The organism is Ancylobacter sp. GW821-FHT10E12 (genome assembly GCF_058809335.1).
This window is the reverse complement of record NZ_JBXASN010000001.1, coordinates 466,886-481,178: the sequence shown is the minus strand read 5'-3', so window position 1 is coordinate 481,178 and position 14,293 is coordinate 466,886. Positions and strand designations below refer to the sequence as shown.

Below are 14,293 nucleotides of genomic sequence, written 5' to 3'. Positions count from 1 at the left end.
AGCATGACGGGCGCTCTTCGATTCTGCCCTGCGGAAACCGTCATAAAAGCGTGACCCGAGTCGGGCTATTTGCCCACATGACCATATGGAAGCACCAGCCCGGCTCAGCCGCGGCGCATGGGCGGAGAGGTCTTTCGCGGTGAACGACGCACCCGACGCACGGCGCTACCGCAGTATATTCCTGTCCGACGTGCATCTCGGCACCAAGGGCTGCCAGGCCGAGATGCTGCTCGACTTCCTGCGCTGGCACGAGGCCGACACGCTCTATCTCGTCGGCGACATCGTCGACGGGTGGCGGCTGCGCGCCGGCTGGTACTGGCCGCAGGCGCATAACGACGTGGTGCAGAAGCTGCTGCGCAAGGGCCGCAAGGGCGCGCGCATCGTCTATCTGCCGGGGAACCACGACGAATTCCTCCGCGACTATTACGGCAATCATTTCGGTGGCATCGAAGTGGTGGAGACCGCCATCCACGAGGCCGCCGACGGCAAGCGCTACCTCGTCATCCACGGCGACGTGTTCGACGTGGTGGTGCGCCACGCCAAATGGCTCGCCTTCCTCGGCGACGGCGCCTACACCGCCGCGCTCGGCATCAACACCTATCTCAACTGGATCCGCCGGAAGCTCGGATTTCCCTATTGGTCCTTGAGCCAGTGGGCGAAGCTGAAGGTGAAGAACGCGGTGAACTTCATCGGCCGCTTCGAGGAAGCGGTGGCGAGCGAGGCGCGCCGGCACAAGGTCGACGGCGTCATCTGCGGCCATATCCACCACGCCGCCATGCACGACCAGTTCGGCGTGCAGTATCTCAATTGCGGCGACTGGGTGGAGAGTTGCACCGCCATCGTCGAACATCCCGACGGGCGCTTCGAGGTCATCGACTGGGCCCGCCACGTCCGCCAACGTGTCAACGAGCCGCTGGCGATCGCCGCTCCGAAAGTCGCCGCCTGATGCGCATCCTCATCGCCACCGACGCCTGGACCCCGCAGGTCAACGGCGTCGTGCGCTCGCTGGAGCACACCGCCCACGAGGCTCCCGCCTTCGGCGCCAGCGTATCCTTCCTGACGCCGCAGGATTTCCGCACCGTGCCGATGCCGACCTATCCCGAGGTCCGCCTCGCGCTCGCCACCCGCGCCATGGTGGCGCGGCGCATGGACGAGATCGGCGCCGATTTCGTGCATATCGCCACCGAAGGCCCGATCGGCACGCTGGCGCGCCGGGTCTGCCTGTCGCGCAGCCGGGTCTTCACCACCAGCTACCACACCCGCTTCCCGGAATATCTCGCCGCCCGTGCCCCGGTGCCGCGCGCGCTCTCCTATGCCTGGCTGCGCCGCTTCCACAATGCCGGCGCCGGCACCATGGTCGCCACCGCGACCATCGAGGCGGAGTTGCGCAAGCGCGGCTTCCAGCGGCTGATGCACTGGACGCGCGGCGTCGATTCCGAGCTGTTCCACCCTCGCGACGAAGCCGAGCGGGCCGCCGACCGCATCGCCGATCCGCTGCTCGACCTGCCGCGCCCGATCTTCCTCTATGTCGGCCGGGTGTCGGTGGAGAAGAATATCAGCGCCTTCCTCGACCTCGACCTGCCGGGCAGCAAGCTGGTGGTCGGCGACGGCCCCGCCCGCGCCGAGCTGGAGGCCAAGCACAAGCAGGCGCGGTTCCTCGGCCTGCGCGAGGGCGAGGCGCTGGCGCGCGCCTATGCGGCCGCGGACGTGTTCGTGTTCCCGAGCCTTACCGACACGTTCGGCATCGTGTTGCTGGAAGCGCTGGCGAGCGGGCTCCCGGTCGCCGCCTTCCCGGTCGCCGGACCGCTGGACGTCATCGGCTCGGCACCCGCCGATACGCCGGTCGGCGTGCTCGACAACGATCTGCGCCGCGCCGCGCTGGCCGCGCTCGAACTCGGCCGCGAGGCGCCGCGTGCGTTCGCGCTGCGCCACAGCTGGCGCGCCTGCACCAAGCAGTTCCTCGACAATGTCGAACAGGCGCAGGTAAGCGCCGACCGCGCCAGGGCGCTGGCCGGCTGATCCTCAGCTGGAAGCGGCATAGTCCAGGCAGCGCGCGAACATCGCCGCATCGACATTGCCGCCGGACAGTACCACCGCCGCCACCTTGCCCGTGAGGTCGATCCTGCCGGCCAGCACGGCGGCGAGCGCCACCGCCCCACCCGGCTCCACCACCACCTTCAGCTCCTCGAAAGCGAAGGCCACCGCCCGCATCACCTCCTCGTCGGTCGCCGACACGCCCTCCCCGACGAGGCGGGAGGAAATCTGGAAGGTGAGCTGCCCCGGCGTCGCCGCCAGCAGCGCGTCGCAGATCGAGCCGCTCGCCTGGTTGTTGCGCTCGCGCCCGCCGGAGCGGAACGAGCGCGCATGGTCGTCGAAGCCGGCCGGCTCGGCGGTCAGCACCCGCGCATCCGGGAACATCTCCTTTACCGACAGCGCGATGCCGGAAATCAGCCCGCCGCCCGAGGCGTTGGAGATCACCACGTCCGGGTCGAGGTCGCGGGCGGAGAGATCGCGGACGATCTCCAGCCCCACGGTCCCCTGCCCGGCGATGACGTAGAAATCGTCATAGGGCGGCACGAATACCGCGCCGCGCTCGGTCGCGATGGCATGGGCGATGGCGTCGCGGTCCTCGGTCTCGCGGTCATATTCCACCACCTCGCCGCCGAAGGCGATGGTGCGCGCCTTCTTCAGCGCCGGCGCGTCCTTCGGCATGACGATCACTGAGGGCATGCCCATCAGCGTCGCCGCCGCGGCCACGCCCTGCGCGTGGTTGCCGGAGGAGCAGGCGACCACGCCGCCGCTGCGCTGGCTGTCGGGCAGCCGCGAGATGCGGTTATAGGCGCCGCGGAACTTGAACGAGCCGGTGCGCTGCAGCGGCTCGGCCTTGAGGAACACCCGTCCGCCGGTCAGCGCGTCGAGGCGCGCCGAGTTGAGCAGCGGGGTGCGCACCGCCACGCCATGCAGGCGGTCGGCGGCGGAGACGATGTCGTCGAAATTGGGGAGGAGCGGTTGGGTCATGGCGGCAACTTAGCCCCGCCGGCGCGATTGTGCACCGCCCTTCTCGCTGATCGACCGGCTGACGACGGGAATGTCCACGCCTGTGCGCAGGCCCCGCGGCCGCCCGCCTTTGCCTTGCGCCGGCGGGGCGCGGCGCCCTAAAGTCCGCCGTCCTTGAATTGGGAGAGAGCATGTCCGGCCGCACGCGCAGCCTCGACCGTGGCGGCATGGAAGCCGGCGCGCAAGCCATTACCGGCCAGCTCGGCCGCACCATCCAGCGGCTGCGCAAGACCTATAATCTGTCGCTGTCCGAGCTCGCCGAGCAGTCCGGCGTGGCGAAGTCGATCATCAGCCAGATCGAGCGCAACGAGACCAACCCGACGCTGGCCACCGTGTGGCGGCTGTCGCAGGCGCTCGACGTCTCGATCGAGCGCTTCCTCGCCGCCACCGACGACGAGCCCTTCGTCGAGCACCTCACCCGCGCCGACACGCCGATCCTGGTCTCGGAGGACGGCAAGTGCCGCCTCACCATCACCGGCTGGATCAAGACCGTGGAATGGCTGCAATGGTTCGACTTCGTCGCCGAGCCCGGCGGCGAGCTGATCTCGGACGGCCACCAGCGCGGCTCCATCGAATGCCTGTCGGTGCTGGCCGGCGAGCTCGAGGTCGAATGCGCCGACGTGACCGAGGTCGCCCGCGCCGGCGAGACGTTGCGCTATCGCTGCGACCGCCGCCACGTCATCCGCAACACCGGCACCGAGACGGCGCATGCCACCATGGTGTGCCTGCTCAAGGCCGCCGTGCTCGATTGATCGCGCACCGCTGAAAACGCAAAAGGCCCCGGCAGGCGATGCCGGGGCCTTGCGCTTGCGCGGCGGGACGATCTCACCCGGCGCCGTGGGCGGCCTCCGCCTTGCGGGCGCGCCGGCGCTCGCCGAAGCTCGCAAGCCAGCGGCACACCACATAGAAGGTCGGCGTGAACAACAGGCCGAAGAAGGTTACGCCGATCATGCCGGAGAACACCGCCGTGCCGAGCGCCTGGCGCAGCTCGGCGCCGGCGCCGGTGGCGATCACCAGCGGCACCACGCCGAGGATGAAGGCCAGCGACGTCATGATGATCGGCCGCAGGCGCAGCTGGGCGGCCTGGATCGCCGCGTCGAAGCGGTTCCCCCCCTGGTCCTCCAGCTGCTTGGCGAACTCGACGATCAGGATCGCGTTCTTGGCCGCGAGGCCGATCAGCACGATGAATCCCACCTGGCTGAGGATGTTGTTGTCCTGGCCGCGCAGCAGGATGCCCACCACCGCGGCGATCAGGCACATCGGCACGATGAGGATGACCGCCAGCGGCAATGTCAGGCTTTCATATTGCGCCGCCAGCACCAGGAACACGAACACCACGCCGAGCCCGAAGGCGAAGATCGCGGTATTGCCGGCCCGCACCTGCTGGTAGGCAAGGGCGGTCCATTCGAAGGAGAAGCCGTCCGGCAGCGTCTCGGTGGCGATCTGCTGCATGAGCTGGATCGCCTGCCCCTGCGAGATGCCGGCGACGTCGCCGTCGAGTTCGGCCGCGGGATAGAGATTGTAGCGCGGCACGCGGAACGGGCCGGAAATGTCGTTCACCGTGGCGAAGGAGCCGAACGGCACCGTCTCGCCGCTGGCATTCTTCACCCTGAGCTTCAGCACGTCCTCGGGCGTCAGGCGATAGGGTGAATCGGCCTGCGCCTGCACGCGGTAGGTTCGGCCGAACAGGTTGAAGTCGTTGACATAGGTCGAACCGATATAGGTCTGCAGCGTCGCGAAGGCGTCGGCCATGTTGATGCCGAGCAGCTGCGCCTTGGTGCGGTCGATGTCGAGATAGAGCTGCGGCGTCGAGGTTTCGAACAGCGAATAGACCTGCTTGAGACCCGGCGTCTGGTTCGCGCGCCCCATCATCGCATAGACCGCGCCCTGCAGCGCGGCATAGCCGCGCCCGCCCCTGTCCTCGATCATCATGCGGTAGCCGCCGGCATTGCCGATGCCCTGCACGGGCGGCGGCATCACCACGATCATGAAGGCTTCCTCGACCGCGGCGAGCTTGCCGAACAGCGCGCCCTGGATCGCGGCGGCGGATTGGCCCGGATGCAGCGCCCGCTCATCGGCGGGGGCGAGAATGACGAACATGGCGCCGGCATTGGGGGCATTGGTGAAGGTGGCGCCCGAGAAGCCGACGATGTTCACCACATGGGCGACGCCCGGCGTGGCCAGCGTGAGCTTGGCGGCGCGCTGCATCACCTCGTTGGTGCGCGCGAGCGCGGCGCCGCCGGGCAGCTGCGCCGCGATAATCAGGTAGCCACGGTCCTGCGCCGGAATGAAGCCCTGCGGCGTCGAGCGGAACAGTTGCAGGCCGCCGGCGAGGATGGCGACATAGACGATCAACACCAGCACCGCGAAGCGCACCAGCCGGCCGGTGAGCCACGCATAGCCGTGCGACAGGCCGTTGAAGCCCTTGTTGAAATAATGGAAGAAGCCGGTGATCGGCCGGGCATACCAGGCCGGCTTGTAGTCAGGTTCGTGCGGCTTCAGGAGCAGCGCGCACATGGCCGGCGACAGCGTCAGCGACACCAGCAGCGAGATCAGTGTCGAACCGGCGATGGTGAGCGCGAATTGCCGGTAGAACTCGCCGGAAATGCCGGTGATGAAGGCCGAGGGAATGAACACCGAGGCCAGCACCAGCGAGATCGCCACCAGCGCGCCGCCCACCTCGTCCATGGTCTTGTAGGCGGCGTCGCGCGGGCTGAGCCCGGTCGAGATGTTGTGCTCGACGCTCTCCACGACCACGATGGCGTCGTCGACCACGATGCCGATGGCGAGCACCAGGCCGAACAGCGACAGGTTGTTCAGCGAGAAGCCGAACAGGCTCATGATGAAGAAGGTGCCGATCAGCGACACCGGAATGGCGAGGATCGGGATGATCGCCGCCCGCCAGGATTGCAGGAACAGCAGCACCACGATGACGACCAGAACGATCGCCTCCATGATCGTGTGCTGCACCGCCCTCACCGACTCGGCGATGAACTGCGTCGGGTTGTAGGCGGTGGAATAGGCGACGCCGGCCGGGAAAGTCTCGGCGATGCGCTTAATTTCCCGCTCGATCGCCTGTCCGGTCGCCAGTGCGTTGGAGCCGGGCAGCTGGAAGATGCCGAGCGCGACCGAGGGCTTTGAATCGAAGTAGGAATTCGAGGAATTGTCCTGCGCCTCGATATCGATGCGCGCGACGTCGCGCAGCCGCACCACCGCATTGCCGACCTGGCGCACGACGATGTTGCCGAACTCCTCGGGCGTCGACAAGCGGCCGAGCGTGCGCACCGCCACCTGGAAGGCGAGCTGCTTTTCCACCGGCGGCGAGTTCAGCACGCCGGACGCCACCTGGATGTTCTGCGCCTGCAGCGCCGCGATGACGTCGGTCGGGGCGAGGTTCAACGCCTGCAGCTTGAGCGGATCGAGCCAGACCTGCATGGCGTAGTCGCGGGAGCCGAACACGGTGATCGAACCGACGCCCGGTACGCGCTGCAGCTGATCCTTGATCTGCAGGTTGGCGAAATTGGAGATGAACAGCGAGTCGCGCGAATCGTCGGGCGAGAACAGGCTCACCACCATCAGGATGTCGGACGAGGCCTTCGCCACCGTCACGCCGATCTGCTGCACTTCCTGCGGCAGGCGCGGCGTCGCGATCGCAACGCGGTTCTGCACCTGCACCTGCGCGATGTCGAGATCGGTGCCGATGTCGAAGGTCACCGCGATCGAGAAGCGGCCGTCCGCGGTGGAGTTGGAGGAGATGTAGAGCATCCCCTCCACGCCGTTGATCTGCTGCTCGATCGGCGCGACCACGGTGTCGGCCACCGTCTCGGCGCTGGCGCCGGGATATTGGCCGCTGACATTGACCACCGGCGGCGCGATTTCGGGATATTGCGCCACGGGCAGTCCGAAATAGGCGACGCCGCCCAGGATCATCACCACGATGGACACCACCGAGGCGAAGATCGGGCGATCGATGAAGAAGTGCGAGAAGCGCATCTGCTCTCTCCCGTCCGTCAGTTGGACGCGGCGGGGGCGGCAGCGGCAGCGGGCGCGGCCTCTTGAGGCTTGCCGACCACCTTCGCGCCGGGGCGGATGCGCAGCAGGCCGTTGACCACGACGAGGTCGTCCTTGCCGAGGCCGCTGGTGATGACGCGCAGCCCGTCTTCCTGGCGGCCGAGGGTGACGTATTTCATCTGCGGCACCTGCGGGTCGCTGCCCGGAGCCATCACATAGACGAATTTTCGGGTCTGCTCGGTGCCGATGGCGACGTCGGGCACCAGCATCGCGTCATGCGGCGCCGACGAGGGGACGCGCACCCGACCGAACATGCCGGGCGTGAAAATCGCGTCGGGATTGGCGAAGGAGGCGCGGCCGCGAATGGTGCCGGTCGCGGTGCTGATCGCGTTGTCGACGAAGTCGAGCACGCCCTTGTGCGGGAAGCCCTTCTCGTCGATCAGCCCGAGCTGCACCGGGATCGACTTGCTGTCGCTGCCCATCTGCCTGGCCATGCGCTGGTAGCGCAGGAACGAGGCCTCGTCATAGGTGAACTCGAAATAGATCGGGTCGATCGAGACGATGGTCGCGAGCAGCGTGTTGGTGTTGGCGCCGCCCGAGCCGCCGGTCACCAGGTTGCCCACGGAGACCCGGCGGTCGCCGATCCGGCCGGTCACCGGCGAGCGCGGCTCGGTGAATTCGAGATCGAGCTGGGCCGCATGCACCGCCGCCTGCGCCGCCGCCGCCGCCGCGCGGGCCGACCGCTCGGTCTGCAGCCGCTGGTCGAAGCTCTGCCGGGAAATGGCGTTGGAGTTCTTGTCGTCGATCAGCGTCTGGGCGCGCTGCAAGTCGGACGCCGCGAAGTCGACATCCGCCTGCGCCTTCTGCAGATTCGCCGTCGCCTGGTCGAGCGCCACCTGGAAGGGCCGCTTGTCGATGGCGAACAGCAGGTCGCCCTTGTTCACGATCTGGCCGTCGGTGAAGTTGATGCTCTGCAGGTAGCCGGAAACACGCGCATAGACCTCCACCAGGTCCACCGCCGTGAAGCGCCCGACATATTCGTCATAGTCGGTGATCTGCTTCACCTGCGGCGTGGCGACCGTTACCTGCGGCGCCGGCGGCGCCCCGCCGCCCTGCGGCTGCTTGGATTCGGAACATGCGGCCATCCCGATTCCGATACCGGCCAGGACGAGAATCGGGGCGAAGCGGCGAAGCGGGAGGACGGTCATGGCTAACTCCGGAACGTGCTTATCCGACGGGCTATTATGCATGTCGGGCCGTTCAGCGGGGCCGCTATCCCACGCCGACCGGCATTCTGGCTAGGCTGGTAACACAGTTTTGCTGCACTGCGTAAGCAATAAAATTCACGCCACCGGCCCGGACGACCCCGGACGCAACAGCATTTTCAGCCGCCGCGGACCCACCAATGCCGCCACCAGCAGCGCATAGGTCGCCCCCCCTACCGCAATGCACAAAGCGAGCAGTGCCTCGTCGCGAAAGCCCGGAAGCGTGGCAATGAGCGGGGCGCCGAAGCGCGCCGCGGCATAAAGCGCCGCGGCGATGCCGAGCCCGACCAGCGCCAGGCGCGGCAGCAGCGCGAACAGCGGCGCGTCGCCGCAGCCATAGCCCCGGCGCACCGCGAACACGATCAGCAGCACGAGGCCGATCCAGCCGCCGACCGAGGTGGCGAAGGCGAGCCCTACCTGCGCGAAGTCATGCATCAGCCAGACCTTCAGCGCGATGTTCACCGTCGCCGCACCGAGCGTGGCGATCACCGGCGTGCGGGTGTCGCCGCGCGCATAGAAGGGCGACATGAAGGCGCGCATCACCACGAAGGGGATCAGCCCCACCGCATAGGCGGCCAGCGTCTGCCCCGCCGCATGCGCCGCCTCGGCGGTGAAGGCGCCGCGCAGGAACAGCCCGCGCATGATCTCCTCCGGCACCACGAGGCAGGCGGCGAGGAACGGCAGCGCCAGCAGCACCGTCAGTTCCACCGCCCGCGCCTGCGCATGGCGGGCGCCCTCCTCGTCGCCGGCGGCGATGCGGCGCGACATGTCCGGCAGCAGCACGATGCCGGCGGCGATGCCGATGACGCCGATCGGCAGCTGGTTGATGCGATCGGCATAGAACAGCGCCGCGATCGCCCCCTGCGGCAGGAAGGAGGCGATCAGCGTATCGGCGAAGATGGCGAGTTGCACCCCGGCCGAGCCGATGATCGCCGGACCGAGCGCGACGAGGAAGGCCCGTGTCTCCGGATCGAGCCGCGGCATGGCGAAGCGCGGGCCGAGCCCATGCCGCTCGGCGTCGAACACCAGCAGCCCCACTTGCAGGAAGCCGGAGATCAGCACCCCCCAGGCCGCCGCATCGCCGGCGGTCGGGAACCAGCCGGCGACGCTGAGCGTGCCGACCATGGCGACATTGAGCAGGATCGAGGCCGCCGCCGCCGCCCAGAAGCGCTCATTGGCGTTGAGCACGCCGCCGACCAGCGTCACCACCGCGATCAGCCCGAGATAGGGGAAGGTGATGCGGGTATAGCCGACCGTCAGGTCGAAGCGCACCGGATCGTCGGCCAGGCCCGGCGCCAGCGTCGAGACCACCAGCGGTGCCGCCGTCAGCGCGAAGGCGAGAAAGGCCAGTTGCACCACCACGACGCCGGAAAGCACGCCATCGGCGAACCGCGCCGCCCTGGCGTCGCCCTCCTGCGTCTTCACCCTGGCATAAGCGGGAATGAAGGCGGTGTTGAAGGCACCCTCGGCGAAGATGGCGCGGAAATGGTTCGGCAGGCGAAAGGCGATGGTGAAGGCGTCGGCCACCGGCCCGGCACCGAGCACCGCCGCCATCATGATGTCGCGCACGAAGCCGGTCAGCCGCGACAGCAGCGTCCAGCCGCCGACCGAGAAGATGCTGCGAATCATGAGATGTCCGGCGTCGTTGAGCGTCGCCGGAACCTAACGGAGCCCGCCCTCGCCCGCCAGCGGATCGGGGAACGTCACGCCTTCGTAGAGCTCGGCCATGGCGAGCTCGGTGCCGATGGCGCCGAGGTCGATGATCCCCTCCAGCCCGTCGAACTGCGCCAGCTCCCACGGGCTGCCCGGCGCCCGCCACCACAGCAGCGCGCGCGGCAGGTCCGGCTCGACCAGCAGGATATAGGCGAGCGACGGCAGCGCCTTGTATTCCTCCAGCTTGCGCACGAGGTCGGTCTGGCGGGTCGAGGGCGAGAGCACCTCGACCACGAGGCGGGGCGACGTCGCCTCATAGGCGGTGTCAGGGAGATCGCCGCAATCGACCGACACATCGGGACGACGGACATTGCCGTTCATCGAAGCGATCGCGATGTCGTCGGTTGACGGCCGGCAGGGCGAACCACGCAGTTTGCCGCCCAAGCTGACAAGAGCGTTGACGACCACTTGATCATGGCGACGGCTCGCGCCGGTCATCGCCCTGACCGGGATGCCGTCCACCAGCTCGTAGCGCACGCCCTCCTCGCCGGGCCAGCGATAGAACTCTTCCGGCGTCATGCGCCGCAAGGCAGGCTGTGCCATGAACCGGCTCCTTCCCAGAACCGGATCATCCTACGAAAAAGCGCAGGGTCTGGCTATTTCCCCAGTGCCCGCCGGACCGCGGCGATCACCCGATCCTGCGACGCCTCGTCGAGATAGGCGTGGATCGGCAGGCTGATCACCTCGCCGGAGAGCTTCTCGCTCACCGGCAGGCCGTTGCCGGCGGCGGGATACTGCGCATAGGCCGGCTGCCGGTGCATCGGGATGCGGTAATACACCGCCGTCGGCACGCCCTCCCTGAGCAACGCCGCGGCCAGACCGTCGCGCACGCCTTCCGGCAGGCGGATGGTGTACTGCGCCCATACCGAGGTCGCTCGCGCGTCGACGACCGGCACGATGCAGACATCGGCCAGCGCCTCGTTGTAGCGCCTGGCGGCCACGTCACGCGCGGCGATCTCCTCTTCGAAGATCGCCAGCTTTTCCAGAAGGACAGCCGCCTGGATGGTGTCGAGCCGCCCGGTCATGCCGATGCGGACGTTCTCATATTTGTCGACGCCCTGCCCATGCTCGCGCACGCTCTTCAGCACCGGGACGAGATCGTCGTCATCGGTGAACACCGCCCCGCCATCGCCGAAGCAGCCGAGCGGCTTGGCCGGAAAGAAACTGGTGGCGGAGGCGTCGCCGAAGGAGCCGGTGCGCCGGCCCTTCCAGGTCGCTCCGAAGCCCTGCGCGGTGTCGCACAGCACCTTGAGATTGCGCGCCTTGGCGATGGAGCCGATGGCGTCGAGATCGGCCGGCTGGCCGAACAGGTCGACCGGAATGACGACGCGGGGCGTCAGCCCCTGCCGCTCGGCGACCGCGATGGCGGCCTCCAGGCTGGCGGGATCCATGTTGAACGTGTCGGGCAGCACGTCGACGAAGACCGGCGTCGCGCCGACCCACGGCACCACCTCGGCGGTGGCGCAGAAGGTGAAGGAAGGGCAGAACACCGCATCGCCGGGCCCCACGCCCCAGGCCATCAGGATCATGGCCAGCGCATCGGTGCCGCTGGAGCAGGCAATGGCGTGGCGCGCGCCGGCAAAGGCGGCGAGCCTGGTTTCCAGCTCGGTGACTTCCGGGCCGTTGACGAAGCGGCAATGGTTGAGGACGCGGGTCACCGCCTCGTCGACACGGGTGCCGAGCCGGGCGCGCTGGGCGGCGACGTCGATGAAGGGAAGCGGCGCGCTGTCGGTCTTCACGTGGGTGTTCATGTTCTTCCTCGAACTAGCCGGCGGCGCGCATGCGCGCGGGCTGGACCGACGGCCGGACGGCCTCGGGGCCTTCCAGGCAACGAATGGCGGTGGCGATGGAGGCGACGCCATCCTCGCCGGTCACCGGCGGGGCCGCCTCGCCGCGCACCGCGGCAAGGAAACGGCTCAGCTCGACGCGCAGCGGCTCGGCATAGGCGACCGGCAGATGGCGCATGGAATAGCTGCCGTCCGGCCGGTAGTCGAAGCACTCGGTCACCTGCCGGGTGAGCAGGTCGCCGATGACGTATTTCTTGCGGGTGGCGACATGCACCGTGCGCGCCTTGAACGGCGTCAGCCAATTGGTGTTGATGTGCGCCAGCACGCCGTTGGCGGTGCGGAACTGCAGCAGCGCGATATCCTCGCGCTCGGCCACCGCCGCTTTCACCTGCGGCTGGATCTCGGCGATCTCCGAGCCGGTGAAGTGGCAGATCAGGTCGATATCGTGCACCGCGAGATCGATCACCACGCCGACATTGGTCATGCGCGGCGGAAACGGCCCGACGCGGGTGATGCCGATGGACAGGATGTCCTCGCCGTCGATCGCCCTCTTCACCGCCTCGACGGCCGGGTTGAAGCGCTCGACATGGCCGACCATCAGCACCACGCCACGGGCGCGGGCGGCGGCGACGATCGCCTCGCCCTCGGCGACGCTCGGGGCGATGGGCTTCTCGACCAGCACATGCGCGCCGGCGCCGATGGCGGAGAGCGCCACGTCGTGATGGAGGTGGGTCGGCGCGGCGACCACCACCGCATCGACGCCGAGCGCGGTCAGCGCCTCGACATCCGCGACGGCGGCACAGCCGAGAGCGGCGGCGACCTTGCCGGCCTGGACGGCATCGGGATCGGCGATGCCGACGAGTTCGGCGCCGGGCAGGTCGGCCAGCACGCGGGCATGGTTCGCGCCCATGACCCCGACGCCCACCACGCCGATGCGGACCGGGCGGGGCGTCTCCTTCAGGCTGTTCGACATGCGGCGTGTCCTCGAATACCAGCTAACAAGCGCCGTCTAACATGCGACCGCCGGACTGGCGAGGCGGCGGCCGGCCTGAAGCCGCTGGTGGCGCTTCAATAATTGCTTCAACATATTACGGCGTGCGCGCCGGTTTATTGGGCCGCGGCGGCAGGTGTCGCATCGGCTTCCTTGGGCGCGCCGGCTTCGACGAAGCGCTTGTAGACGAAGCCGCGCTTTCCCTCGGCGATGATCTCGCACCAGCGATCGCAGGCGACCAATTCGACATGCTGGCCGCTCTTGAGGGTGACCATGGCCGCCGATCCATTGTTCGGGCTGGCGCGCAGGGTCACCGCGGTGCGGATCGTCGCGCCACCGACCGGATCGCCGCCGAACTTCGAGCTGCCGGCATCATCGGGCTGATCGGCCTCACTGGTCACCTCACCGGCCTGATCGGACGCGGTCGGCGCTGGGGCCGAGGCCGGGGTGGCGGCGGCGTGGCGGACGGGGGCCGGCGGCGGCAGCGGCGCCTGGCGGGGCAGCTTCGATTCCGGAGGTACGGCCGCGGCGAGCGGAGCGGCGGGAGCGGCAAGCACCCCGGCAGCCAGCGACGAGGGTTCCGAAGCCGCAAAGGCGGTCAGTCCCGGCACGGCCGGTCCAGGTTCGGCCAGTTCCGGCGCCAGCAGGTTGCGGGCGGAAATCAGCGGCATGATGGGCTGCGAAGCTCCCGGCAGCGTCACCTCGGCCGGCTGAGACGCCCGCAGAGCCAGCGGGGCCGGCGGCATGTCGGGGGCGGCGAGCGAGGCGACCTGGGTCGGCGCCGAAACCGGGGCGGCCGTCACCGAAGCCGGCGCGGAAGGCGCGACCGAGGCGATGGCGGCATTTCCGATGACTTCCGGCGCGACCCGCGCCTCATCGCGGCCGACCACCGACTGGAGCGCGACGGCGGCCCCACCGGCCGCCGCGATGCAGATTGCCAGCATGCCCAGCCGCTGCCAGGTGAACGCATCCTTGGAGGTCGAGCGGCGACGTCGGACCACGGCCTCGGCGTCACAACGCCCGGCTACGCCGAACACCCGCTTGCGGGCCGCCGGCGATTCGGATGGCGCCGCAGCGTTGAAAGCAGCCGCCGGCTCGGCGGGTTTCGATTCGCCCGACGTCGAATCGGTGGGCCGACGGGAAGGAATGATGTCGCGCGCATCGCTCAGCGCCGCGAGCTTGCTGCGCAACTCGGCAAAGCCCATCGGCACGGCGCGGGTATCGGAAGCCGGCCGCGACGCGGCGGAGCGGGTCGAGCGGATGACCGGCTCGGCCATCGTGCCCTCGACCGGCGACGGCAGTGATTCGGTGGATGGCACCGGAGCGGCGGGCGGAGGCGAACCTTCGGCGCGGGTCTGCTCCAGCGAACTGATGATGGCGCGATAATCACGTACCAGCGAAGCGGAAAGCTCCGAGGCGGCACGTCCCTGGGGATTGGTCGTCATGGCGGCGTCTCAGCCTTTCAAACG

Annotated in this window: 11 protein-coding genes; 3 read left to right on the top strand and 8 right to left on the bottom strand. The window is 68.6% G+C overall.

What is annotated here, in order from left to right:
- Positions 1–139 precede the first annotated feature (139 nt).
- Both AC1RU4_RS02310 and AC1RU4_RS02305 read left to right on the top strand, forming a co-directional pair.
- Entirely contained in the window at positions 140–946 is an 807-nt protein-coding gene (locus tag AC1RU4_RS02310) for a UDP-2,3-diacylglucosamine diphosphatase (RefSeq protein ID WP_492889370.1), read from the top strand.
- Positions 946–2,019 (top strand): glycosyltransferase family 4 protein, encoded by a 1,074-nt coding sequence (locus AC1RU4_RS02305; RefSeq protein WP_492889369.1) that lies wholly within the window; start codon positions 946–948, stop codon positions 2,017–2,019. Before AC1RU4_RS02310 ends, AC1RU4_RS02305 begins: the two co-directional genes overlap by 1 nt.
- Before the next feature lie 3 nt (positions 2,020–2,022).
- Here the strand turns inward: AC1RU4_RS02305 and AC1RU4_RS02300 are convergent, their stop codons facing one another.
- The gene (locus AC1RU4_RS02300) at positions 2,023–3,018 is read right to left on the bottom strand and encodes a threonine ammonia-lyase (protein WP_492889368.1); all 996 of its coding nucleotides are present in this window, start codon (positions 3,016–3,018) and stop codon (positions 2,023–2,025) included.
- Between the two features lie 170 nt (positions 3,019–3,188).
- On the opposite strand from AC1RU4_RS02300, the gene AC1RU4_RS02295 reads away from it, so the two are divergent.
- Positions 3,189–3,809, top strand: coding sequence for a helix-turn-helix domain-containing protein (locus AC1RU4_RS02295; protein ID WP_492889367.1), 621 nt, complete (start codon positions 3,189–3,191; stop codon positions 3,807–3,809).
- A gap of 73 nt (positions 3,810–3,882) precedes the next feature.
- Here the strand turns inward: AC1RU4_RS02295 and AC1RU4_RS02290 are convergent, their stop codons facing one another.
- The 7 genes from AC1RU4_RS02290 to AC1RU4_RS02260 all read right to left on the bottom strand — a co-directional run bounded on the left by AC1RU4_RS02290 (position 3,883) and on the right by AC1RU4_RS02260 (position 14,029).
- The gene (locus AC1RU4_RS02290) at positions 3,883–7,050 is read right to left on the bottom strand and encodes an efflux RND transporter permease subunit (protein ID WP_492889366.1); all 3,168 of its coding nucleotides are present in this window, start codon (positions 7,048–7,050) and stop codon (positions 3,883–3,885) included.
- A 17-nt stretch (positions 7,051–7,067) separates the two neighbouring features.
- Positions 7,068–8,276, bottom strand: coding sequence for an efflux RND transporter periplasmic adaptor subunit (locus AC1RU4_RS02285; RefSeq protein WP_492889365.1), 1,209 nt, complete (start codon positions 8,274–8,276; stop codon positions 7,068–7,070).
- 135 nt (positions 8,277–8,411) lie between these two features.
- Positions 8,412–9,962 carry a murein biosynthesis integral membrane protein MurJ gene (gene murJ / locus AC1RU4_RS02280; protein ID WP_492889364.1) on the bottom strand — a complete coding sequence of 517 codons (1,551 nt, stop codon included), beginning with the start codon at positions 9,960–9,962 and terminating at the stop codon, positions 8,412–8,414.
- A gap of 33 nt (positions 9,963–9,995) precedes the next feature.
- Positions 9,996–10,589 carry a Uma2 family endonuclease gene (locus AC1RU4_RS02275; protein WP_492889363.1) on the bottom strand — a complete coding sequence of 198 codons (594 nt, stop codon included), beginning with the start codon at positions 10,587–10,589 and terminating at the stop codon, positions 9,996–9,998.
- 53 nt (positions 10,590–10,642) lie between these two features.
- The gene (locus tag AC1RU4_RS02270; protein WP_492889362.1) at positions 10,643–11,797 is read right to left on the bottom strand and encodes a DegT/DnrJ/EryC1/StrS family aminotransferase; all 1,155 of its coding nucleotides are present in this window, start codon (positions 11,795–11,797) and stop codon (positions 10,643–10,645) included.
- Positions 11,798–11,810: 13 nt separating this feature from the next.
- Positions 11,811–12,806 (bottom strand): Gfo/Idh/MocA family oxidoreductase, encoded by a 996-nt coding sequence (locus tag AC1RU4_RS02265; protein WP_492889361.1) that lies wholly within the window; start codon positions 12,804–12,806, stop codon positions 11,811–11,813.
- A 134-nt stretch (positions 12,807–12,940) separates the two neighbouring features.
- Entirely contained in the window at positions 12,941–14,029 is a 1,089-nt protein-coding gene (locus AC1RU4_RS02260) for an SH3 domain-containing protein (protein ID WP_492889360.1), read from the bottom strand.
- Positions 14,030–14,293 lie beyond the last annotated feature (264 nt).

Coding starts and splice junctions, on each gene's coding strand:
- AC1RU4_RS02270 (WP_492889362.1), bottom strand. CDS start 11,797: ATGAACACCCACGTGAAGACCGACAGCGCGCCGCTTCCCTTCATCGAC.
- AC1RU4_RS02295 (WP_492889367.1), top strand. CDS start 3,189: ATGTCCGGCCGCACGCGCAGCCTCGACCGTGGCGGCATGGAAGCCGGC.
- AC1RU4_RS02305 (WP_492889369.1), top strand. CDS start 946: ATGCGCATCCTCATCGCCACCGACGCCTGGACCCCGCAGGTCAACGGC.
- AC1RU4_RS02285 (WP_492889365.1), bottom strand. CDS start 8,276: ATGACCGTCCTCCCGCTTCGCCGCTTCGCCCCGATTCTCGTCCTGGCC.
- AC1RU4_RS02290 (WP_492889366.1), bottom strand. CDS start 7,050: ATGCGCTTCTCGCACTTCTTCATCGATCGCCCGATCTTCGCCTCGGTG.
- AC1RU4_RS02275 (WP_492889363.1), bottom strand. CDS start 10,589: ATGGCACAGCCTGCCTTGCGGCGCATGACGCCGGAAGAGTTCTATCGC.
- murJ (WP_492889364.1), bottom strand. CDS start 9,962: ATGATTCGCAGCATCTTCTCGGTCGGCGGCTGGACGCTGCTGTCGCGG.
- AC1RU4_RS02260 (WP_492889360.1), bottom strand. CDS start 14,029: ATGGGCTTTGCCGAGTTGCGCAGCAAGCTCGCGGCGCTGAGCGATGCG.
- AC1RU4_RS02265 (WP_492889361.1), bottom strand. CDS start 12,806: ATGTCGAACAGCCTGAAGGAGACGCCCCGCCCGGTCCGCATCGGCGTG.
- AC1RU4_RS02300 (WP_492889368.1), bottom strand. CDS start 3,018: ATGACCCAACCGCTCCTCCCCAATTTCGACGACATCGTCTCCGCCGCC.